Here is a 20,289-nt window from a genome sequence, read left to right as displayed (position 1 = left end):
CCCGGGGCGGCCACGGCCGCCCCGGGGACCGGTCAGGGGCGCTCGGCCTCGCGGCTGACGATCTCGCCGCTCTCGTCCACCCAGCCCCGCGGCCGGGCCGGGTTGCCGGCCACCAGCTGGTACGGCGGCACGTCCTTGGTGACGACCGAGCCGGCCGCGATCATCGCGTACTCGCCGACCTCGATGCCGCAGATCAGCGTCGCGTTGGCGCCGATCGAGGCGCCGCGCCGGACCAGCGTCGGGGTGATCTTCCAGTCCGGGTTCTGGGCCCGCGGGCGCAGGTCGTTGGTGAAGACCGCGCACGGCCCGACGAACACCTCGTCCTCGATCGTCACGCCCTGGTAGACCGAGACGTTGTTCTGGATCTTGACGCGGCTGCCCACCACGGCGTTCGCGTCCAGGTAGACGTTGCGCCCGATCACGCAGTCGTCGCCGACCACGGCGGACGAGCGGACGTGCGCGAGGTGCCAGACCTTCGTCCCGGCACCGAGCGTGGCGCCCTCCTCCACGTCCGCGGAGGGATGGACGAACGGCGGCCGGCTGCTGTCATTGTCGGTGTGTTCCATCGCTGCATTGTGGGCCCTGACCGGCCCGCGGCCGACACGGGGGAAACAATTCCGGCACGTCAGCGGTGCTAACCTGGGCGTTTTCCCGCCGAGAGCTCGCAGGACGGCCCGCGCCCCGCCATGACCATGACCATGACCATGATCAGCGTCGTCGTCCCCGCGTGGGGCGTCCAGGGATATCTCGCCGAGGCACTGGAATCGGTGCTCGACCAGCAGACGGTGGACGCCGAGGTGATCGGCGTCGACGACGCCTCCCCGGACCACGGTGGCGAGGTGCTCGACGAGCGGGCCGCGCGCGACCACCGGCTGACCGTGGTGCACCTCACGGCCAACGGCGGTCCCGGCCCGGCCCGCAACGCCGGACTCGACCGGGCCTCCGGCGAGTACGTCTGGTTCGTCGACGGCGACGACCGGATCGTGCCCGGCGCGCTCGCCGCGATCGAGGCGCGACTGCGCGAGGAGAAGCCCGACGTGCTCGTGGTCGGCGCCGCCCGCGAGCGCTGGGACCGGTCCGTGTCCGGCTGGCGTACGCCGCGGTCGGTGGCCACCGGCGCCGAGGCGCTGACCCGGGAGGCGCCCCCGCTGGGCACGCTGGTCGTGCGCCGCCAGTTCCTCACCGGGGCGGGCATCCGCTTCCGGCCCGGCTGGTACGAGGACGTCGCCTTCGGGTACGCGGTGCTGGCCGAGGCCGCCTCCGTGGCCACGTTCGAGCCGGCCTGCTACCTCCGCCGCCTCGACCGCGACCGCTCGATCCGGACCACCCGGTCACCCCGGCACGCCGAGGCGGTCGCCCAGTACGACGACGCGCTGAGCCGGCCCGTGGTGACCGCCGCCCCGCCCGCGCTGCGCCGCCGGGCGCTGGACCGGGCGGTCGCCGAGCTGCTGACGATCCTGCAGGACGACGCCCGGATGCCCCGCGACGCCCGCCGGGAGATGTTCGCCGCGGTGTCCGGCCTGGCGCGCCGGCACGCCCCCGGCGAGCGCCCGCCTGGCCCCCTCGCCGCCGGCTCGTTCGCCGCCTTCCGGGTGAGGCGCGGCGCCGGAAACCTGGTGCGGGCGGTCCGCGACGCGCCCCGGGCCGCCCGGGCCCGCCTGCGCAAGCCCGCCCTGCGCTGGTACTACAGGTGGCAGCTGCGCCGCCCGATCGACGAGAGCCTGGCCGTCTACGCCGCGTACTGGTACCGCGGCTACGCCTGCAACCCGGCGGCCATCTACGAGAAGGCCCGGGAGCTGGCCCCCGGCATCCGTGGGGTCTGGGTGGTCAAGCGGGGCCACCGGCCGCTGCCCGGGGGCGTCGAGCACGTCGTCTCCGGCAGCCGGGCGTACTACCGCACCATCGCCCGCGCCAAGTATCTGATCAACAACGCCACCTTCCCGCCGGAGGTGGTCAAGCGGCCGGGCGCGGTCCACGTGCAGACCCACCACGGCACCCCGCTCAAGACCATGGGCCTGGACCAGCCGAAGTTCCCGGCGTCCACGGTCGGCTTCGACGCCGGGCGGATGCGCCGCAACATCGCCAAGTGGGACTTCAGCATCACCGCCAACCGGCACACCACGCTGCTCTGGGACAGGCAGTTCCCGATCCGCGGCGAGACGCTGGAGACCGGCTATCCGCGCAACGACCGGCTCGCCGTGGCGACCGCCGCGGACGTCGCGGCGGCCCGCGCCGAGCTGGGCCTGGCGCCGGGCGAGCGGGTGGTGCTCTACGCCCCGACCCACCGCGAGTGGCACGCGGCCTTCACCCCCGTGCTCGACGTGGACGCGCTGGCCGAGGCGCTCGGCCCGGACACCCGGGTGCTGCTGCGCGGCCACTACTTCTACGGCCTGGCCGGCTTCCCGCCCCGGCACCCCCGGGTCACCGACGTGTCCGCGTTCCCCACCGTGGAGACGCTCTACCTGGCGGCCGACGTCCTGATCACCGACTTCTCCTCGGTGATGTTCGACTACGCGGTGCTGGACCGGCCGCTGGTCATCTTCGCGCCGGACTGGGAGATCTACCGGGCCGTCCGCGGCGTCACCTTCGACCTGGCCACCGAGCATCCCGGCACGTTCGCCCGGACGGTCGAGGAGCTGGTCGCCGCGTTCCGCACCGGCCAGGTGGACGGCGCCGAGGCCGCCGCGGCCCGCGCCCGGTTCCGCGAGCGCTTCTGCGCCCTGGAGGACGGCCGGGCCGCCGAACGGGTGGTCCGGCGGGTGTTCGCCGATGTCTGAGCTGGTGCCGGGGCTGGTCAGCGTCGTCGTGCCGATCTACAACGTGGCGCCCTTCCTGCGCGACTGCCTGGACTCGCTGCGCGCCCAGACGTACCGCGACCTGCAGGTGCTGATGGTCGATGACGGCAGCACCGACGGCGGCGCGGACATCGCCGCGGAGTACGCCGCCGCCGACCCGCGCTTCACGCTCGTCCGGCAGGCCAACGCCGGGCTCAGCGCCGCCCGCAACGTGGCCGTGCCGCTGGCCACGGGGGAGTACCTCGCCTTCGTGGACAGCGACGACGTGCTGGCCGCGCACGCGTACGAGCTGCTGGTGCAGGCCCTCGCGGGTGGCGCGGACTTCGCCAGCGGCGGGGTACGGCGGTACTCCTCGCGCGGCACGTACCGGGGTGCGCCGCACAACAAGGCGATCGTGACCACTGACCTGGACACCCACGTGTCCCGCCGCCCCGAGCTGCTGCGCGACCGCACCATCTGGAACAAGCTGTACCGCCGCGACTTCTACGACGCGCACCGGTTCTCGTTCCCGGTCGGCCGGCTCTTCGAGGACGTGCCGGTCACCGTGCCGGCGCACGCCCTCGCCCGCAGCGTCGCGGTCGTCAAGGAGCCGATCTACTTCTGGCGGGTCCGCGAGGGCGCGGTCCGCTCGATCACCCAGTCGACGCACGATCTGCGCAACCTCGTCGACCGGTTCTTCTCGGTCGACCTCACCCGCCGGCTGCTGCGCGAGGCCGGCCGGGACGACCTGCTGCGGGAGTACGAGGAACAGGCGATCTGGGACAAGCTCAGCACGTACCTGAAGTTCCTGCCGGCGGCCTCGCCGGAGTTCCGCCGCACCTTCCAGGAGCTGGCCACCGGCTATCTGGCCGGGCTCGACCCGGGCGCCGTCGACCGCCAGCCCGCCCCGGTCCGCCGGCACTGGCAACTGGTCCGCGACGGCCGCATGGACGATCTGGTCGAGTTCATCGACCGGGGCTTCCGCCGGCCGAAGGCGCCGCCGCGGCCGAGGCTGGAGTCCGCCGTCCGCACCCTCGCCTGGCACGGTGACCGGCTGGAGCTCACCGGCCACGCGTACGTGCCCGGCGGCGTCCCGCGCCGGTTCGGCTCGCTGCGGCTGCTCTGGCTGTCCAGCGAGGGCGGCCGGCGCCGGATCCCGCTGCGGGCGCGGGCCCACCGCGATCCCGGAGCCACCCCGGCCGAGCAGGCGGCGGGTTTCGCCGTGTCGGTGAATCCGGCGGCGCTGCGCAACGGCAAGGTCTGGCGCAGCGGGAACTGGACGGTCGCGGTCGCCGCCGCCCGTGGCATCACCGTGCGCCGGGCCGCGCTGCGGGTGCCCGACGACTGGACCGGTCCGCTGCCCCGCCGCCGGGTGGACGCCGGTGTCTGGGTCGCGCCGATCGTCACCAAGGGCCGGCTGCGGCTGCGGGTCAGCAAGTCGGACGGCTGGCTGACCGCCGGCCACCGCGACGGCGACGACCTGGTGCTCGTGGGCCGGCTGCGCCGGCGGCCGAAGGGGCCGGTACGGGTCGAGCTGAGCCGGGCGCGCGGCCTGGTCTCCCACCGGGCACCCGCCGAGGTCACCGCGGTCCCGGACGGCTTCGCCTTCACCGCCCGCCTCCCGTTGGCCGGCGTGGCGCTCGACGTCACCGACGACAACCACGCGACCGGCCTGTACGCCCAGCACTTCCGGGTCGACATCGTGGTCCGGGACAGGGCGGTCCAGCTCGTCGCCGACGACGGGTACGAGCCGCTGCGCACCGCGTACGGCACCGACGAGGTCTTCATCGCCGTCTCCGAGGCCGGACACGTGTCGGTGGCCACCCGGCCGCGCGGCCCGGTGGTGACCTCCGCGGTGTGGCGCCGGGACGGCGCCCTGGTGCTCGGCGGCGACGGACCCGACGTCGAGGGGGAACTGCTGCTGCGGCTGCGCGGCCGGCGCAAGGACATCGGCCTGCCGCTGCGGGTCACCGGGGGCCGCTGGGAGGTGGTCGTCGACCCGTCCGCCGGGCCCGGCCTCGCGGGACCGTTGCCGCTGGTGGCGGGCACCTGGGACCTGACGTTCCGGTCGGCCGGGAGGCGGCGCCCGACGACCGTGGCGCTCGGCTTCGCCGGCGCCGTCACGGCCGGCCTGCCCAGCTGGGGTACGGCCGCCGACGGGGTGCGCAGCGTGCTGCGGGCGGCCGGCAGCGACCGGACCGTGCTGGTCGTCGAGGCGCCCGCGCCGGAGCCGGCCGGGCCCGGCCCGCACGCCGAGCGGACCGCCCTGGACGACGCGGTGCTCTTCGACGCCGCGCCGGGCCGCCGGTTCGCCGATGATCCCGCCGCGCTGCTGGCCGAGCTGAGCGGCCGGCCGGACGCCCCGCCGGCGCGCTGGACGACCGAGCGGGGCCGGACCGTGCCTCCCGGCGCCGAGCCGGTCACCTACGGCACCGAGGCCTGGTCCGCGGCGCTGGCCACCAGCCGCTGGATCGTGACCAACGACGACCTGCCGCGCTGGTTCCGGCCGCGCGCCGGTCAGGTCGTGCTCCGGCTCGCCGGCGGCTGGCCGGTCGCCCGGTTCGGCGCGACGGCCGTCGCCCACCCGCTCGGCCAGGACCTGATCGACCGGCTCGACGCCGACGCGGCGCGCTGGACCGCGCTGGCCTCACCCGGCGCCTCGGCCACCCCGGTGCTGCGCCGCGAGCTGCGCTTCGACGGCCCGGTGCTGGAGTACGGGCGCCCGGCCAACGACCTGCTGACCACGCTGGACGCCGAGACCGCCCGGGCCGGGGTGTGCCGGCTCCTGGGCCTGCCCGCCGCCACCCGCCTGGTCCTGTACGCGCCCACCCGCCGCCCGATGGATCTGCGCAAGCGCGGCTGGAGCGACCCCGGCAAGCTGCTAGACCTGCCGGCCGTCGCCGCCGCCCTGCCGCCCGGCCACGTGCTGCTCGTACGCCGCCACCCGGCCCTGGACGACGACGTGCTGAGCCTGGCGCCGGCCGTCCGGGACGTCTCGGACCATCCCCGGGTGGCCGAACTGCTGCTCGCGGCCGACGGGCTGATCACCGACTATTCGGCGCTGCTGGCCGACTTCGCGGTCACCGGCCGGCCGGCCCTGCTCTACGTGCCGGACCTGGCGGAGTTCGAGGCGTCGCCGGGTCTGAACGTCGACCTCGCCGCGGCCGCCCCGGGTCCGCTGCTGCGGACCTCCGCGGAGGTGGCCGCGGCGGTGCGGGATCTCGGCGCGGCGACCGCCGGCTGGGCGCCGGCCGCTGAGGCGTTCGCGCGTGACCATGCGACGGCGGGCGGGGGCCGGGCGGCCGCGCGCCTGGTCGACTGGCTGCTCGTCGCCGGCGAAAGGGGGAGTGGCGGTGGAGGCGGCGTGACTGAGGCCACTATCGTTTTGCCATGACCTCCATCGCGCTCGCTGAGGAACTCCTCCTCCTCGCGTACGACGACCAGACCGGCAAGGCGACCGGTTCCCGCATCGGGCTCGACCTCGGCATGTCCGCGGCCGTGCTGGTGGATCTCGCGTTGGCCGGCCGCATCGCCTACGTGAACGGGAACCTCGTCGTCAACGACCCGACGCCGATCGGCGACCCGATCGCGGACCTGGTGCTCGCCAAGGCCGCCGCGGACGAGCCGCACACCCCGGCCCAGTGGGTCCAGCGGCTGCGCCACAACCTGCGCAACCGGGTCCTGCAGGACCTGATCGAGCGGGGCGTGGTCCGCGACGTGGACGAGACCCAGATGGGCCACATCCACGTGCACCGCTATCCGACCGCGGACCCCGCGTACGAGGCGGAGATCCGCAAGCGGCTGGCCGAGGCCCTGATCACCGACGCGCCGCCCGACGAGCGGACCGCGGCGCTGGCCACGCTGCTCGTGGCCACCCGGATGGAGCCCGCGCTGCGGCTGCCGCCGGAGGAGGCCGCCCGGGCCCACGAGCGGCTGGAGCAGATCGCCAGCGGCGCCGGCTTCTCCGGCACCATGAACCTGGAGGACTCGATCGTGCGCCCCAGCGTCGCCCTGGTGGTGGCCACGCTGAGCCGCGCGATCTCCGCGGCGCTGGGCACCCCCAAGGTCTGACGGCGGGTCCGGGGCCGCCCGCGGCCCCGGACTCCCCGGTCGGTCAGCCCACGCCGAGGGCGGCGGAGATCTCCGGGCGCAGCCCGCTCTCCATCGCCGCCACGGCCCGGGCGCGGGCGGCGGCCAGGTCACCGCCGGTCACCGGCTCGACAACCTCCAGGTACGCCTTGAGCTTGGGCTCGGTGCCGGAGGGCCGGATGACCACCCGGGCCCGCGCCGTCCGCAGCGTCAGCACGTCGGCGTCCGGCAGCCGGTCCTCGACCTCGGTGACCGGGTCGCCGAGCAGGCTCTTGGGCGGGTCCTGCCGGATCCGGGCCATCGTGGCGGTGATCCGGCCGAGGTCCTCGACCCGCAGCGACACCTGCCCGGTGCGGTGCACGCCGAACTCCGCGTCCAGCTCGTCGAGGCGGTCCGCCAGGGAACGCCCCTCGGCCTTGAGGGTGGCGGCCAGGTCGGCCACGGTCACCGCGGCGGTGATGCCGTCCTTGTCCCGGACCAGCTCCGGCGCCACGCAGTAGCCCAGCGCCTCCTCGTAGCCGTACGCGAGGCCCTCAGCGCCCCGCACGATCCACTTGAAGCCAGTCAGCGTCTCCGCGTACGGCACGCCGCGCGCCGCGCACAGCGCCCGCAGCAGCGTGGACGAGACGATCGTGGTGGCGTACGTGCCGGCCACGCCCCGCCGGATCAGGTGGTCGGCGAGCAGGACGCCCAGCTCGTCCCCGCTCAGCGGCCGCCAGCGGCCCGGCTCCGCGCCCGGGATCGCGATCGCGCACCGGTCGGCGTCGGGGTCGTTGGCGATGGCCAGGTCGGCGTCGGTGCGGGCGGCCAGGGCGAGCAGCAGGTCCATCGCGCCCGGTTCCTCCGGGTTGGGGAACGCGACCGTCGGGAAGTCCGGGTCGGGCTCGGCCTGCTCGGCGACCACGGCGGGCGCCGCGAAACCGGCCGCGGTGAACGTCGCGGCCAGCACCTGGCCGCCGACGCCGTGCAGCGGCGTGTACGCCACCGTCAGCTCGCGGGAGCCGGCGGGGACGACGGCGGCGGCGCTGTCCACGTACCCCTGGACGATCGTCTGGTCGAGGAGCGTGCCGGGCTCGCCCAGCGGGACCTCGGCGGCGGCGCCGGCCGCCCGGATCGCGGCTTCGATGCCCGCGTCGGCGGGCGGCACGATCTGCGCCCCCGCGCCGGCCGGACCGCCGAGCCGGGCGCCCAGGTAGACCTTGTAGCCGTTGTCCTGGGGCGGGTTGTGGCTGGCGGTGACCATGACCCCGGCCACGGCGTCCAGCCGCCGCACGGCGTACGCCAGCACGGGCGTCGGCAGGGGACCGGGCAGCAGCAGCGCCTCGCGCCCGGCCGCCGTGGCCACGCGCGCCGTCTGCTCGGCGAAGTCCCGGGAACCGTAGCGGGCGTCGTACCCGATGACCAGCGGTCCCGGCTCGCCCTGCGCGCCCAGCCACCCGATCAGGCCCGCCGCGGCGCGGGTGACCACCGCGAGGTTCATCCCGTTCGGCCCGGCCCGCAGCCGGCCCCGCAGGCCGGCCGTCCCGAAGGTCAGCGGCCCGGCGAACCGGTCGGCGAGCTCGGCGGCGCTGTCCGGGAGCCGCGCGAGCAGGTCCCGGATCTCGTCACGCGCGCCGGGGTCGGGATCGTCGGCCAGCCAGGTCTCGGCCAGCCTGCGGAGATCGTCAGTTGCCATGCTCAGTGGATAGCACGGCCGGGCCGGTCAGCTCGACTTGAGGGTGAAGGTCTTCGCCATCTCGTCGAAGTACTGCTTGCTCTCGGCGAACTTCGCCTCGGTGGTGGTGAGGTAGAAGGAGTACATCTTGCCCTCGGTGGTGGTCTGCCGCCAGATCCCGTGCCGCATGGTGTCGCCCTCGCCGCAGGTGTACTCGAACTGGGCGGCGGGCAGCCCGGAGATCTCCACGTCGGTCGTGCCGAGGTGGTTGAACGGCTTCGGGCAGGCCTTGGACTTCTTCAGGGTGCCGGGCGCGGTGGTCTCGGCGAACTTGCGGGGCGGGATCGACCCCTTCTCGACCAGCACCCGGACCTTGGTCGACTTGTCCTCGGGGTTGACGTAGTCGACCCAGTTGCCGGTGGCCGCGCGTTCCCATGTCTTCGGCACCTTGACCGTGACGGCCTTGTCGCCCCGGTAGTCCTGGGTCGCGAACGAGGCCGGCACCACCTGGTCGCCGGCGGAGGGCTGGTCGGGCGGCGCGGCCGGGTCGTCGCCGCCGGTCAGCGAGAAGACCAGGACCAGGGCCACGAGCAGGGCGACGGCCCCGCCCCCGGCGGCGAGCTGGGTGTTGCGCGGCCAGCCCTTGACCGTGGTGACCGCCTTGTCGGCGGTGTCGCGGACGGTGGCGACAGTCTTGTCGATCATCGCGCGGCGCTTCGCCGCCGGGCTGGTCACGACCGTGCCGGGCAGGGGGTCACGGGCCGCGCGGGCGCCGTCCCACTGCCGGCGCGGCGGCAGCACGCTGGTCTCGTCGCTCTCCGCGCCGCCGGCCGGCGGGATGACGCTGGTCCGGTCGTTGCTCATCGCCGGCGGGGGCGGGTACGCCCCGGTCGGGGCGCTCGCTGCCTGGGCCTCGGCGGCGCGCCGGCGGCCACCGCCGCTGCCCTGCTTGAGCTTGGCCAGGCGCCCGGTCAGCGACTCGCCGGGGGCGAGCATGGCCCGGCCGCCGATCTGGCCGGACGGCTTCGGGCCGGCCGGCGGGATCGGCTGGGTCTCGGCCGCGGGCGGGCGCTGCGACGGGACCACCGAGTAGGGGTCCGTCATCATGTGCGGCGGGGCCTTGCTGGCCAGCGGGCCGGCCAGCTGCTGGCGCAGCATCGTCCGGGCGGTCTGCACGTCGAACCGGCGGGCCGGGTCCTTCTCCAGCAGCCCCATCAGCACGGGCGTGAGCGAGCCCGCGCGTACGGCCGGGGTCGGCGGGTCCTCGACGACGGCGTGCATCGTCTCGATCGGGTCGCCCTTGTCGAACGGCGGGCGGCCCTCGATCGCGGTGTAGAGCGTGACGCCCAGGGAGAAGAGGTCGCTGGGCGGGCCGAAGTCGCTGCCCATGGCCCGCTCGGGGGAGATGAAGTGCGGCGAGCCGAGCACCATGCCGGGCGTGGTGAGCTGGACGTCGGTGGGCATCCGGGCGACGCCGAAGTCGGTGAGCACGCAGCGGCCGTCGGTGCAGATCAGCACGTTGGCCGGCTTGACGTCGCGGTGCAGCACGCCGTGCGCGTGGGCCACCTCGAGCGCGCCGAGCAGGGCGATGCCGATCTTGGCGACCACCCGCGGGTTGACCGGGCCGTCCTCGATCACCATGTCCGCGAGGCTGCGCGCCTCCAGCAGCTCCATGACGATCCACGGCCGGCCGTTCTCGTGCACGACGTCGTAGACCTGCACGACCGCCGGGTGCTGCAGGGCCGCCGCGGCACGGGCCTCGCGCATGGTGCGCTCGTACATCGAGTCGCGGTCGCTGGGGGCCAGGCCGGGCGGGAGGATGACCTCCTTGATCGCCACGTCACGGCGCAGCAGCGTGTCCGCCGCGCGCCAGACCGTGCCCATGCCACCGTGCCCGACCGCGGCACGCAGGGTGTACCGCCCGCCGATGAGCGTGCCCGGGGCTGCGCGTCCGCTGGTCGGAGCAGAGTTGCCACCGCTCCAGGTCGGAATCTGAGTCACGTGAGATGCCACCGAAGGGGGTGTAGGGGGCTGTCGGCCAACTCCGCTATCTTGCCGGTTCCCACCCCTTTTCGGAAAGTCGCTGGAAGGGTGTTCTGTGGAACTCGACCCTCGGTAGCCACGTTGTCGCGTAGGGTGGAACTTTTCGGACGCTGAGTGCAAAATCCCTCACTCGCGCGCGCTTAACGCTGCTTTAGGATCAGGCCTTGTGAACGCAGAATCCGGGTTCGAGATCAAACCGGTGTACGACAGCGGCGACGTGGCGCCGGACCTCGACGAGAAGCTCGGCGCGCCCGGTGCCTACCCGTACACCCGGGGCGTCTACCCGACGATGTACACCCAGCGCCCGTGGACCATGCGCCAGTACGCCGGCTTCGGCACCGCGACCGAGTCCAACGCCCGCTACCACCAGCTGCTGGCGGCCGGCACGATGGGCCTGTCCGTCGCGTTCGACCTGCCCACCCAGATGGGCTACGACTCCGACGACCCGATCGCGCACGGCGAGGTCGGCAAGGTCGGCGTGGCCATCGACTCGATCGACGACATGCGGCAGCTGTTCGCCGGCATCCCGCTCGACAAGGTCTCCACGTCGATGACGATCAACGCGCCCGGCTCGCTGCTGCTGCTGCTCTACCAACTGGTGGCCGAGGAGCAGGGCGTGCCCGGCACGGCGCTGACCGGCACGATCCAGAACGACATCCTCAAGGAGTACATCGCCCGGGGGACGTACATCTTCCCGCCCAAGCCTTCGCTGCGGCTGGTCGCAGACACGTTCGCCTACTGCCGCGCCGAGATCCCGAAGTGGAACACCATCTCCATCTCCGGCTACCACATGGCCGAGGCGGGCGCGACGCCCGCCCAGGAGATCGCGTTCACCCTGGCCAACGGCATCGAGTACGTGCGCGCGGCGATCGCCGCCGGGCTGGCCGTCGACGACTTCGCACCCCGGCTGTCGTTCTTCTTCGTCGCCCGCACCACGCTGCTGGAGGAGATCGCCAAGTTCCGCGCCGCCCGGCGGATGTGGGCCCGGATCATGCGCGAGGAGTTCGGCGCGAAGAACCCGAAGTCGCTGATGCTGCGCTTCCACACCCAGACCGCCGGCGTCCAGCTCACCGCCCAGCAGCCCGAGGTCAACCTGGTCCGGGTGGCCATCCAGGCGCTCGGCGCGGTGGCCGGCGGCACCCAGTCGCTGCACACCAACGCGTACGACGAGGCCATCGCGCTGCCCACCCAGAAGTCGGCCCGGCTCGCCCTGCGCACCCAGCAGGTGCTGGCCTACGAGAGCGGGCTGGTGGACACCGTCGACCCGTTCGCCGGCTCGTACGTCATCGAGGCCATGACCGACGAGGTGGAGGCGGCGGCGACCGCGCTGATCGAGCGCGTGTTCAGCTTCGGGTCCTCGGTGGAGGCCATCGAGCAGGGCTTCCAGAAGCAGGAGATCGAGTCGTCGGCGTACCGGATCTCGCAGCAGATCGACAGCGGCGAGCGGGTCGTCGTCGGCGTCAACCGCTTCGCCGCCGACGAGGAGGAGAAGTACGTGCCGCTGCGCGTCGACCCGGCGATCGAGGCCGACCAGGCCGCCCGCCTGGCGAAACTGCGCGCCGAGCGGGACTCCGCCGCGGTCGAGGCGGCGCTGAGCGACCTGCGGAAGGCGGCCGAGGGCACCGAGAACGTGCTGCCGCCGATGCGCGAGGCCTTGCGGCTGCGTGCCACCGTGGGGGAGGTCTGCACCACCCTGCGCGGGGTATGGGGGATCTACCACCCCGTGGAACACTTTTAACGGCGTCACCTCCGGTAATTGTCACCCGTTGTAGGTGGTGGCGCCCGCACAGCGCTCTTTATCAGGGCATGGGTAACACAGCGCAAGCCGATCAATACCGGAATGACGTTGCACAGCGTCACCTGAACGGGTCTAAGCTTTCGCGCGTTGCGGAAATCGATTCACATGACGAGAGCGATAGAGAATCCGACGTGACGAGTGCATTGACCGTGCCCGACAGCTCACCGCAGGCCCCCTTCCCGGGGCCGCCGCCCGGCGCCGACCCGCTGCCCGGCCAGCTCGACCGCTGGCTCGCGGCCCGGGGCGCCGAACTGGTGGCCATCCGCCGGCACATCCACGCGCACCCCGAGCCGTCGTACGCGGAGTTCGAAACCGCTGCCCTCGTCGCGCGCGAGCTCGCCGTGGCCGGCCTCACCCCGCACCTGCTGCCCAAGGGCAACGGTCTGATCTGCGACATCGGCGAGGGCGACCGGGTGATCGCCTTCCGGGCCGACCTGGACGCCCTGCCGCTGCAGGACACCAAGGACGTGCCGTACCGCTCGACGGTCGACAAGGTGGCCCACGCCTGCGGCCACGACGTGCACACCACCGTCCTGCTCGGCCTGGGTCTGGCCCTGGCCCAGCTCAACGAGCAGGGTGAACTGCCCGGCCGGGTCCGGCTGATCTTCCAGCCGGCGGAGGAGTACGTGCCCTCCGGCGCCCCCGAGGTGATCGCCTCCGGCGCCCTCAAGGACGTCGTGGCGATCTTCGCGCTGCACTGCTACCCGCAGCTGCCGGCCGGCCTGGTCGGCGTCCGCTCGGGCCCGTTCACGGCCGCGGCCGACACCATCGAGGTACGCCTGTCCGGCCCCGGCGGCCACACCGCCCGGCCGCACCTGACCGCCGACCTGGTGCACGCGCTGGGCCGCGTCATCGTCGACGTGCCCGCCCTGCTGGACCGGCGCGTCGACCCGCGCGCGGGCGTCTCCATGGTCTGGGGGGCGGTGAACGCCGGACAGGCGTTCAACGCGATCCCCAGCGAGGGACAGGTGCTCGGCACGGTGCGCATCCTCAACCGCGAAGCCTGGCGCGAGGCCCCCGAGCTGATCACCAAGCTGATCCGCGACGTGGTCGCGCCCACGGGCGCCGAGGTCGAGGTCAAATACAACCGCGGCGTGCCGCCGGTGATCAACGACCGGATGGCCTCCGCGGTGATCGCGGGCGCGGCCGGCGCCGCGCTGGGCGCGGACCGGGTGGTCGAGGCCGAGATCAGCATGGGCGGCGAGGACTTCGCCTTCTACCTGGACGACGTCCCGGGAGCGATGATCCGGCTCGGCACGGGGACGCCCGGGTCGGAGGTCAAGTACGACCTGCACACCTCGAACTTCGACGTCGACGAGAAGTGCATCGGGTACGGGGTGCGGGTGATGGTGCACACGGCGCTGGCGGCGCTTTCTACGGGAGCTTTCTGAGTCGCGCCTGACCGTCTTTGCCTGCTTCGGGCTTGATCCCTGCGTGGGGTGTCCCCCAGACCCTGTGGCGGTTCGGCTGGCGGGCGGGCGTGCGCAGCTTCGCGTCCTGTCGGGTAGCCGTGCGCAGCGTTCCGCCTTGGCTGGCCGCTGCGCCCAGCCTTCCGCCTTGGCTGGCCGCCGCGCCAGCCTCCTGTCCTCCCTGCCGTGCCCTGGCTGAGACTCCCCGTCGTTGCTCGTGGGGCGCCCCGCTGTGCCCTTCCTTCCTTAGATCTTGAAGCACCAGGCCCTTGGAATCCGCCGGTGCTCACCAAGATCGGTCGAGAGCGGTCGTGGTGGCGGCGGCAGTCCGATCAGTCGTTGTCGGGGGGCCACGCTCCGCGCCCTTCTCTCGTTGGATCTTGATGCGCCGGACTCGTGACAATGCGCCCGTGCTCACCAAGATCCGGCCGGAGGTGGTCGGGTCGGGTGGTGGTGGCCGCGGTGGCGGCGGTGGCGGCGGTGGTGGCGGTGGTGGCGGTGGTGGCCGTGATGGCCGTGGTGGCGGCGGTGGCGGCGGTGGCCGTGGTGGCGGTGGTGGCGGTGGTGGCGGCGGTGGCCGTGGTGGCGGCGGTGGCAGCGGTGGCCGTGGTGGCCGCGTGGCCGTGGTGGTGGGGTGGTGGTGTTCGTGGGGTGGTGGCGGGGCGGGCCGATCGGTGGCTACTCGGCGGCGCGCCGCGCCCGCGCGCCCTTCTTTCCCTGGATCTTGATGCGCCGGTCTTCTCCGGGATCTTGATGCGCCGGACTCGTGGAAATTCGCCCTTGCTCACCAAGATCCGGCCCGGGGGCCGGGTGGTGGGATGGTGCTGGTGGGGTGGTCGTGCCGGGGCGTGGCGGGCCGATCGGTAGTTGCTCGGCGGGGCGCCGCGCTCCACGCCTTTCTTTTCCTGGATCTTGATGCGCCAGACTCATGGAATTCGCCTGCGCTCACCAAGATCCGCCCGGGGATGGTCGGGTCGGGTGGCGGTCGAGGTGGTCGGGGTGGTCGGGGTGGTGGTGTTCGTGCGGGGTGGCGGCCGGGCCGGTCCGATCGATGGTTGCTCGGCAGGGCGCCGCGCTCCACGCCCCTCTCTCCCTGGATCTTGATGCGCCGAACTCGCCGGTGCTCACCAAGATCCAGTCGAGGTAGTCGGGTGGTACAGCCGGCCGTCCCGTGCGGTGGTTGTGCCGGGACAGTCGGTGGTTGCGCGGGGCGGTCTGTGGCTGCCTGGGTGGTTACGACGTGACCAGTCCCGAGGAGTGATTGCGCGACGGATCGTGTGGCAACTGGGGTCGCGCGCGCTGCCGGATGGCTACCCGGCGGCCGGGCAGGAGCGCGGCCGCCGGGTTCTCTCGCGGGCGGCGGATGGCTGAGCGTGCCGCGGCCAGCACCGTCAGAGTCCGCGCCACCCCATCCCGCCTCATTCCCCCTGCGTCAACTGCCGACCGCCCCCAACCCACTGTCGACGCAGGGGGGGGCGGCCGATCCCCGGCCGCCCCGTGCGTGATTCGACCGTTCAGTCCTCAGGCTCAGCGCTCTTGGTTTCGGCTGGTGTCGGCCCGGCCGTCGGAGCCTGTGCCTGCTGCGGATGCCCCGGATAGGCCGCAGCCGGGTGCGCCGGGTTCCCCATCGGACCCCCGGGCTGCCCGACCATCGCGTAGACCGGGCGGCGGGGCCGGTACCGGCGGTACAGCCAGATGATCGCCCACAGCGGCAGGCCCAGCGCGATCAGCCAGGGCAGCAGCCAGCCCAGCACCGTCAGCAGGATCGCCAGCGAGGCCAGCAGGCCCTTCCACCCGTTCTCCAGACCGGCCAGGAAGCCGGGCGGCCCGTCGTCGCGTGCGGTGGCCGCGGCTTCCGGGTCGAGCAGGATCACCGTGATCGTCGACAGTGCGGTCAGGTCGGCCAGCCGGCGCTTCTTCGCCTGCAGGGACGCCAGGTCCGCCTCGCGGGTGGCCACCTCGCGTTCCAGCATCACCAGGTCGTTCAGGGACTTGGCCTGCGCGAGCAGTTTGCGGCCGCTGTCCACCCGGGCCTGTTGGGTGGCGATGCGGGCGTCCAGGTCGATGGTCTGCTCGGTGACGTCCTCGGTGTTGATGCCGCGCTGCTCCTCGGTGCCCAGCCCGGCGAGCTGGTCCACCACGGGATTGAACTTGGCGGCCGGGACGCGCAGTTCGAGGGTGGCGTCCTGGGAGCCGGAGCCGCTGTTGCGCTTGTCGCCGCCGACGAAGCCGCCCGCCGCGGTGGCGATGCCGGCGGCCCGGGCGGCCGCGATGTTCACGTCGTCGACCCGGACGGTGATCGCGCCCGTGTAGATGATCGAGCGCTGGTCGACGCGCAGGTCCGGAGCCTCGGCCGCGCGGTTCTGGCCACCCTCGGCGGCCTGCTGGTTCTCCTTGGCGGGCGGCTCGGCCGGGGCCGCGGCCCCGAAGTCGGGGGCGCTGCCCGACGATGATGCCGTGTCGTCCGCGCCGTCCGCTCCGCAACCGGCGAGGGCCAGTGTCACGGCCAGTCCGGTGGCGGCGAGCGCCGCGGTGATCCTTCGTCGAGCACGCATGGATACTCCGTTCCCCGTTGAGGTGTGCCCCCTGGGACGTGCGGCGCGCGGGAGCAGGTTCCGGCAGACTGCGGGATGAGCGGTCACGATTCGGCAGCGGAGGAGTCCCGTGCGCGTCACGAAGTACACGCATTCCTGTCTACGCATCGAGGGCGGCGGCGCTGTGCTGGTCGTCGACCCGGGCGCGTTCAGCGAGCGATCGGCCCTCACCGGGGCCGACGCCGTGCTGATCACCCACGAGCACTTCGACCATCTCGACGTCGGTGGGCTGGCCGACGCCCTGGGCCGGCAGCCGGGGCTGCGCGTGTACGCCCACCCGGAGGTGCTGCCGAAGCTGACCGCCTTCGCCGACGTGGTCACCGCGGTGGAGGCCGGCGCCGAGTTCACCGCGGCCGGCTTCACGGTGCGGGCGTACGGCGGGCAGCACGCCGTCATCCACCCGGAGATCCCGCGGATCGCGAACCTCGGCTACCTGATCGCCGGCGACACCGGCACGGTTTACACGCCGGGCGACTCGTTCACGGTGCCCGGCGAACCCGTCGACACGCTGTTCGTGCCGCTCAACGCGCCGTGGCTCAAGCTCAGCGAGGCCATCGACTTCGTCCGCGCGGTCCAGCCGGAGCGGGCGTTCGCGCTGCACGACTTCCTGCTCACCGAGACCGGCGCGCAGGTCTCCGACGGCCACCTCGAGCGCCTGGGCGGCACCCGGTACGCCCGCGTCGCGCCGGGCACGACGCTGGACTGACGTGCCGGCCAGCACCGAGGACCTGATCCGGGCGCTCTACGAGGCGCCGCCGGAGGGCTTCGTCGCGGGCCGGGCCGCCGCGGTCGCCGAGGCGAAGCGGGCCGGGGACCAGGAGACCGCCCGGCGGCTGGCCGCGCTGCGCAAGCCGACCGTGGCGGCCTGGCTGGTCAACCTGCTCGCGCTGCGCCGCCCGGAGCTGATCGACGAGCTGGTGGAGCTCTCCACCGCGCTGCGCTCGGCCCAGCGCGGCCTGCAGGGCGACCAGCTGCGGGAGCTGTCCAGCCAGCGCCGGCAGGTGGTGTCCGCGTTGGTCCACGCGGCGCAGCAGCTGGCCGTGGAGGACGATCCCGGGCTGCGGACGGTGAAACTGCCGATGGCCGAGGTCGAGGCGACGCTCACCGCTGCCCTGGCCGAGCCGGACATCGCCGAGCAGGTGCGCAGCGGGCGGCTGGTGAAGGCGGCTACCTACGCCGGGTTCGGCGAGGTGCCCCGGCCACGGTTGCGCCTGGTCACGGCCGGTGAGCCGGACGAGGAGGAGGATGAGGCCGGCGGCGAGGCGGAGGAGATGCCGCCGAATCCGTTCGCCGTGGCGGCGCGGCCCTCGGCGCTGGAGGACCGCAAGCGCCGCGCGGCGGAAAAGGCCCGGCAGGAACGCGCGGAGCGCCGCCGCGAGCTCAAGCGCCGGCTGACCACCGCGCGGGCGGCGGAGGCGAAGACCCGGACCCGGCTGGAACGGGCCGAGGCGGCCGAACACGAGGCGGCGGGCGCGGTCGACGAGATCGAGGAGCAGCTGGCCGAGCTGGAACGCCGGCGGATCGTCGCGCAGGCCGAGGTGTCCCGCCGCAAGCTGGCCCGGCGGGCGGCGGAGCGCGACGCCTCGGCTGCCCGGCGTGAGGTCGGCGACGTCGATGCGGCCCTGGAGGACCTCGACGCCGATGAACCGGATAAGTAGCCCATTTTCTTGAACCGGTCAGGGAGAGCACAATCGGGCACGTGACCCCCGAACAGGCAGCCGCCAACGCCAAGCCGGGACTCGCCAACCTCGTCGGGGCGTTCGCCGAGTCCCCGCAGACGCTGCGCCGCGCGCGGCTGATGGGTTTGTCGGGGTGGGCGTACCACGTGTCGGCCCGGGCCGGCGCGCTCGGTGACGTGCGCCCGGAGACGGTCGCCGCGGCGATCGGCTTCATCGCCCCGGAGGCGGTGACCGACGGGTGGGAGGCAGCCGCCAAGACCACCCCGCCGGTGGAGGTGGCCACCTGGCACCTGCACGAGCTGTGCCGGTGGGGCGTGACCGAGCTCGGCGGCTTCCCCCGGCTCGCCCGGCTGCTGGAGCTCTCCAAGCGGGTGGTGTCGGGCGTGGACGCCGCCGGGCTGCCGTTGTTCGCGGCGTGGCGGGCGATGCCGGCGCCGGACGCGTCGGCGGGCGCGCAGGCGGCGGTGATGCTGCACCTGCTGCACGAGCACCGGCTGGGCGTGCACGTGGTGGCGGTCCGGGCCAGTGGGCTCACCCCGTTGCAGGCGATCATCGCCGGGCCGGACGGCGAGACGGACGCGGTGGCGTTCGGCTGGCAGCCGCCGTACCCGGCGCCGGGGCCGATCGTGCGGCGTCTCATGTGGGCCGAGTCGGCGGCGGACTCGCTCGCCGGGCAGGCGTACGCGCAGCTGGACCGGGCCGAGCGGATCGAACTGGTGGGGTTGCTGGAGTCGCTGTCGCACCGTCTGGCCCGGTAAAGCCGTGGCCCGGCCGCCCGGGCCTGTGCTCAGATGCTCACGTGACGCGACTGCCCGAGGGCTGGGGTACCCGCCGGCCCACGCTGGACGACGTGCCCGAGCTGCTGCGGCTGGTGCACGCGAGTGACATCGCGGCGCTGGGCGCGCCGGACTTCACCACCGAGGAGGTACGCGAGGCGCTGACCTCGCCGCACACCGATCCGGTCCGGGACTGCTGGGTGGCCCTGGACGGCGACGGCGCGATCGTCGGGTGGGCGTACCCGCGCAACGCCTCGGGCGGCGACCGCGATTTCGCCGAGGTGTACGTGTGGCCGGAGCGCGGGGAGCCCGCCCTGCGCCCGCTGCTCGCGCTGCTGCTGGGCCGGATCACCGAGCGGGGCCGGGAGTTCGGCCACGACCCGTACACGGTGCGGGCGGGCGCGGTGCCCACCGAGCGCGCGTGGATCGCCGCGCTCACCGGGGCCGGTTTCACCTTCCTGAAGCAGCACGCCCGGATGACCATGGCGCTGGACGGCCCGGTGACGGCGCCGGCGCCGCCGCCGGGCGTCACCGTCCGGCCGGTACGCCACGACGACGAGGCGGAGCTGCGCCGGTTCCACGCCACCATCGCCGAGGCGTTCCGCGACAGCGACCATCCGGCCACGGACTACGAGACCTGGCGGGAGCGGGTCCGCGGCGAGTCGAGCATCGCCTGGGACGAGTGGTTCGTCGGCGCGGTCGACGGCGAGTGGGCCGGGGTGCTGCAGTCGTCCGACACCAGCGCCGAGGACAACGGCGGGTGGGTGCGGGCGCTGGCGGTGCTCCGGCCGTACCGCCGCCGGGGTGTGGGTGCGGCCCTGCTGCACCGGGCGTTCGCGGCCTATGCGGCCAAGGGCCGGACCACGGCCGGCCTGGGGGTCGACCTGGCCAATCCGACGCAGGCCGCGCGGCTCTACCGCGCGGTCGGGATGCGGCCGCTCTACGAGGCGAACGTCTACCAGCGGACGGTCTAGAGCTCGGGCGAGGACGTCCGGGTGGGGCGCCGGCGCAGCTCGGCCACGTAGTCGTCCGGCGCGCCGGCCTTCTCGGCCGCGTTGGCGATCTCGGACAGGTACCAGGCCGTCGGCATGCCGCCCTCGTAGCCGTCGAAGACGTAGACCCAGGCGCTGATGTCGCCCTCGAGCGTGGAGACACGCACGGTGAGCTTCTGGTACGCGCCCGCGGTGACCCCCTCGACCTCGTCGAGCTGGGCGGCGTCCCACGGGTGCACGTCGTAGAGCGAGACGAAGACCCGGTCGCCGGGGGATTCCACGATCGTGGTGACCGCGCCCTCCCAGCCCATGTCGCCCTCGCCGGCGAAGGTGAGGCGCCAGCCTTCCACCCACCCGACGCCGATCATCGGCGAGTGCGGGCAGTAGGCCCGCATCCGGGCTGGATCGAGGTTGGAACCGTACGCGGCGTAGTGACCCACGGCGATGACGATAGCCCGGACGGCCGGTGGTGGAGAATATG

Annotated in this window: 15 protein-coding genes; 10 read left to right on the top strand and 5 right to left on the bottom strand. The window is 73.7% G+C overall.

All coding sequences use genetic code 11. From position 1 onward, the window contains the following. Positions 1-32 precede the first annotated feature (32 nt). Positions 33-566, bottom strand: a complete 534-nt coding sequence (locus Ani05nite_RS18340; RefSeq protein ID WP_203769803.1) for an acyltransferase — start codon at positions 564-566, stop codon at positions 33-35. A 132-nt stretch (positions 567-698) separates the two neighbouring features. On the opposite strand from Ani05nite_RS18340, the gene Ani05nite_RS18335 reads away from it, so the two are divergent. From Ani05nite_RS18335 to Ani05nite_RS18325, 3 genes are read left to right on the top strand one after another with little or no spacing between them, the layout of a single operon-like run. Next, positions 699-2,777: a bifunctional glycosyltransferase/CDP-glycerol:glycerophosphate glycerophosphotransferase gene (locus tag Ani05nite_RS18335; RefSeq protein ID WP_203769801.1), complete on the top strand. Its 2,079-nt coding sequence runs from the start codon at positions 699-701 to the stop codon at positions 2,775-2,777. Then, positions 2,770-6,168, top strand: coding sequence for a CDP-glycerol glycerophosphotransferase family protein (locus Ani05nite_RS18330; RefSeq protein WP_203769799.1), 3,399 nt, complete (start codon positions 2,770-2,772; stop codon positions 6,166-6,168). Before Ani05nite_RS18335 ends, Ani05nite_RS18330 begins: the two co-directional genes overlap by 8 nt. After that, entirely contained in the window at positions 6,165-6,845 is a 681-nt protein-coding gene (locus Ani05nite_RS18325; RefSeq protein WP_203769797.1) for a GOLPH3/VPS74 family protein, read from the top strand. The genes Ani05nite_RS18330 and Ani05nite_RS18325 overlap by 4 nt, the downstream gene beginning before the upstream one ends. A gap of 43 nt (positions 6,846-6,888) precedes the next feature. Here Ani05nite_RS18325 and Ani05nite_RS18320 read toward each other — a convergent pair whose 3' ends face one another. Together Ani05nite_RS18320 and Ani05nite_RS18315 are read right to left on the bottom strand one after the other, a co-directional pair. Beyond that, entirely contained in the window at positions 6,889-8,538 is a 1,650-nt protein-coding gene (locus Ani05nite_RS18320) for a phospho-sugar mutase (RefSeq protein ID WP_203769795.1), read from the bottom strand. A gap of 27 nt (positions 8,539-8,565) precedes the next feature. Further along, the gene (locus Ani05nite_RS18315; protein WP_203769793.1) at positions 8,566-10,518 is read right to left on the bottom strand and encodes a serine/threonine-protein kinase; all 1,953 of its coding nucleotides are present in this window, start codon (positions 10,516-10,518) and stop codon (positions 8,566-8,568) included. 208 nt (positions 10,519-10,726) lie between these two features. On the opposite strand from Ani05nite_RS18315, the gene Ani05nite_RS18310 reads away from it, so the two are divergent. From Ani05nite_RS18310 to Ani05nite_RS41890, 3 genes are all read left to right on the top strand, one after another. Next, entirely contained in the window at positions 10,727-12,298 is a 1,572-nt protein-coding gene (locus Ani05nite_RS18310; protein WP_203769792.1) for an acyl-CoA mutase large subunit family protein, read from the top strand. A 191-nt stretch (positions 12,299-12,489) separates the two neighbouring features. Next, positions 12,490-13,749: an amidohydrolase gene (locus tag Ani05nite_RS18305; RefSeq protein ID WP_203769791.1), complete on the top strand. Its 1,260-nt coding sequence runs from the start codon at positions 12,490-12,492 to the stop codon at positions 13,747-13,749. Positions 13,750-14,229: 480 nt separating this feature from the next. Further along, positions 14,230-14,634: a hypothetical protein gene (locus Ani05nite_RS41890; protein ID WP_275410573.1), complete on the top strand. Its 405-nt coding sequence runs from the start codon at positions 14,230-14,232 to the stop codon at positions 14,632-14,634. A 647-nt stretch (positions 14,635-15,281) separates the two neighbouring features. On the opposite strand, the gene Ani05nite_RS18295 is transcribed toward Ani05nite_RS41890, so the two are convergent. Next, the gene (locus tag Ani05nite_RS18295) at positions 15,282-16,322 is read right to left on the bottom strand and encodes a DUF4349 domain-containing protein (RefSeq protein ID WP_203769790.1); all 1,041 of its coding nucleotides are present in this window, start codon (positions 16,320-16,322) and stop codon (positions 15,282-15,284) included. Between the two features lie 109 nt (positions 16,323-16,431). Between Ani05nite_RS18295 and Ani05nite_RS18290 the strand changes: the two genes are divergently transcribed. From Ani05nite_RS18290 to Ani05nite_RS18275, 4 genes are read left to right on the top strand one after another with little or no spacing between them, the layout of a single operon-like run. Beyond that, complete coding sequence (locus Ani05nite_RS18290) at positions 16,432-17,067, top strand: MBL fold metallo-hydrolase (RefSeq protein ID WP_203769789.1); 636 nt, start codon at positions 16,432-16,434, stop codon at positions 17,065-17,067. A gap of 1 nt (position 17,068) precedes the next feature. Continuing rightward, positions 17,069-18,019 carry a hypothetical protein gene (locus Ani05nite_RS18285; protein ID WP_203769788.1) on the top strand — a complete coding sequence of 317 codons (951 nt, stop codon included), beginning with the start codon at positions 17,069-17,071 and terminating at the stop codon, positions 18,017-18,019. Positions 18,020-18,060: 41 nt separating this feature from the next. Continuing rightward, positions 18,061-18,798 carry an SCO6745 family protein gene (locus tag Ani05nite_RS18280; protein ID WP_203769787.1) on the top strand — a complete coding sequence of 246 codons (738 nt, stop codon included), beginning with the start codon at positions 18,061-18,063 and terminating at the stop codon, positions 18,796-18,798. A gap of 41 nt (positions 18,799-18,839) precedes the next feature. Continuing rightward, positions 18,840-19,790 carry a GNAT family N-acetyltransferase gene (locus Ani05nite_RS18275; protein ID WP_203769786.1) on the top strand — a complete coding sequence of 317 codons (951 nt, stop codon included), beginning with the start codon at positions 18,840-18,842 and terminating at the stop codon, positions 19,788-19,790. On the opposite strand, the gene Ani05nite_RS18270 is transcribed toward Ani05nite_RS18275, so the two are convergent. Then, a complete protein-coding gene (locus Ani05nite_RS18270; RefSeq protein WP_203769784.1) occupies positions 19,787-20,248 on the bottom strand; it encodes a gamma-glutamylcyclotransferase in 462 nt (153 codons plus the stop codon). The genes Ani05nite_RS18275 and Ani05nite_RS18270 overlap by 4 nt on opposite strands. Positions 20,249-20,289: the final 41 nt, after the last annotated feature.

The organism is Actinoplanes nipponensis, assembly GCF_016862275.1.
Classification (GTDB): Bacteria; Actinomycetota; Actinomycetes; order Mycobacteriales; family Micromonosporaceae; genus Actinoplanes; species Actinoplanes nipponensis.
Note: the sequence above shows the minus strand (reverse complement) of the source record. Positions and strands in the feature narration are given on the sequence as shown.

Excerpts from the sequence above, each read along its gene's own strand:
- Ani05nite_RS18325 (WP_203769797.1), top strand. The coding sequence starts at position 6,165 with ATGACCTCCATCGCGCTCGCTGAGGAACTCCTCCTCCTCGCGTACGAC.
- Ani05nite_RS18320 (WP_203769795.1), bottom strand. The coding sequence starts at position 8,538 with ATGGCAACTGACGATCTCCGCAGGCTGGCCGAGACCTGGCTGGCCGAC.
- Ani05nite_RS18335 (WP_203769801.1), top strand. The coding sequence starts at position 699 with ATGACCATGATCAGCGTCGTCGTCCCCGCGTGGGGCGTCCAGGGATAT.
- Ani05nite_RS18330 (WP_203769799.1), top strand. The coding sequence starts at position 2,770 with ATGTCTGAGCTGGTGCCGGGGCTGGTCAGCGTCGTCGTGCCGATCTAC.
- Ani05nite_RS18295 (WP_203769790.1), bottom strand. The coding sequence starts at position 16,322 with ATGCGTGCTCGACGAAGGATCACCGCGGCGCTCGCCGCCACCGGACTG.
- Ani05nite_RS18340 (WP_203769803.1), bottom strand. The coding sequence starts at position 566 with ATGGAACACACCGACAATGACAGCAGCCGGCCGCCGTTCGTCCATCCC.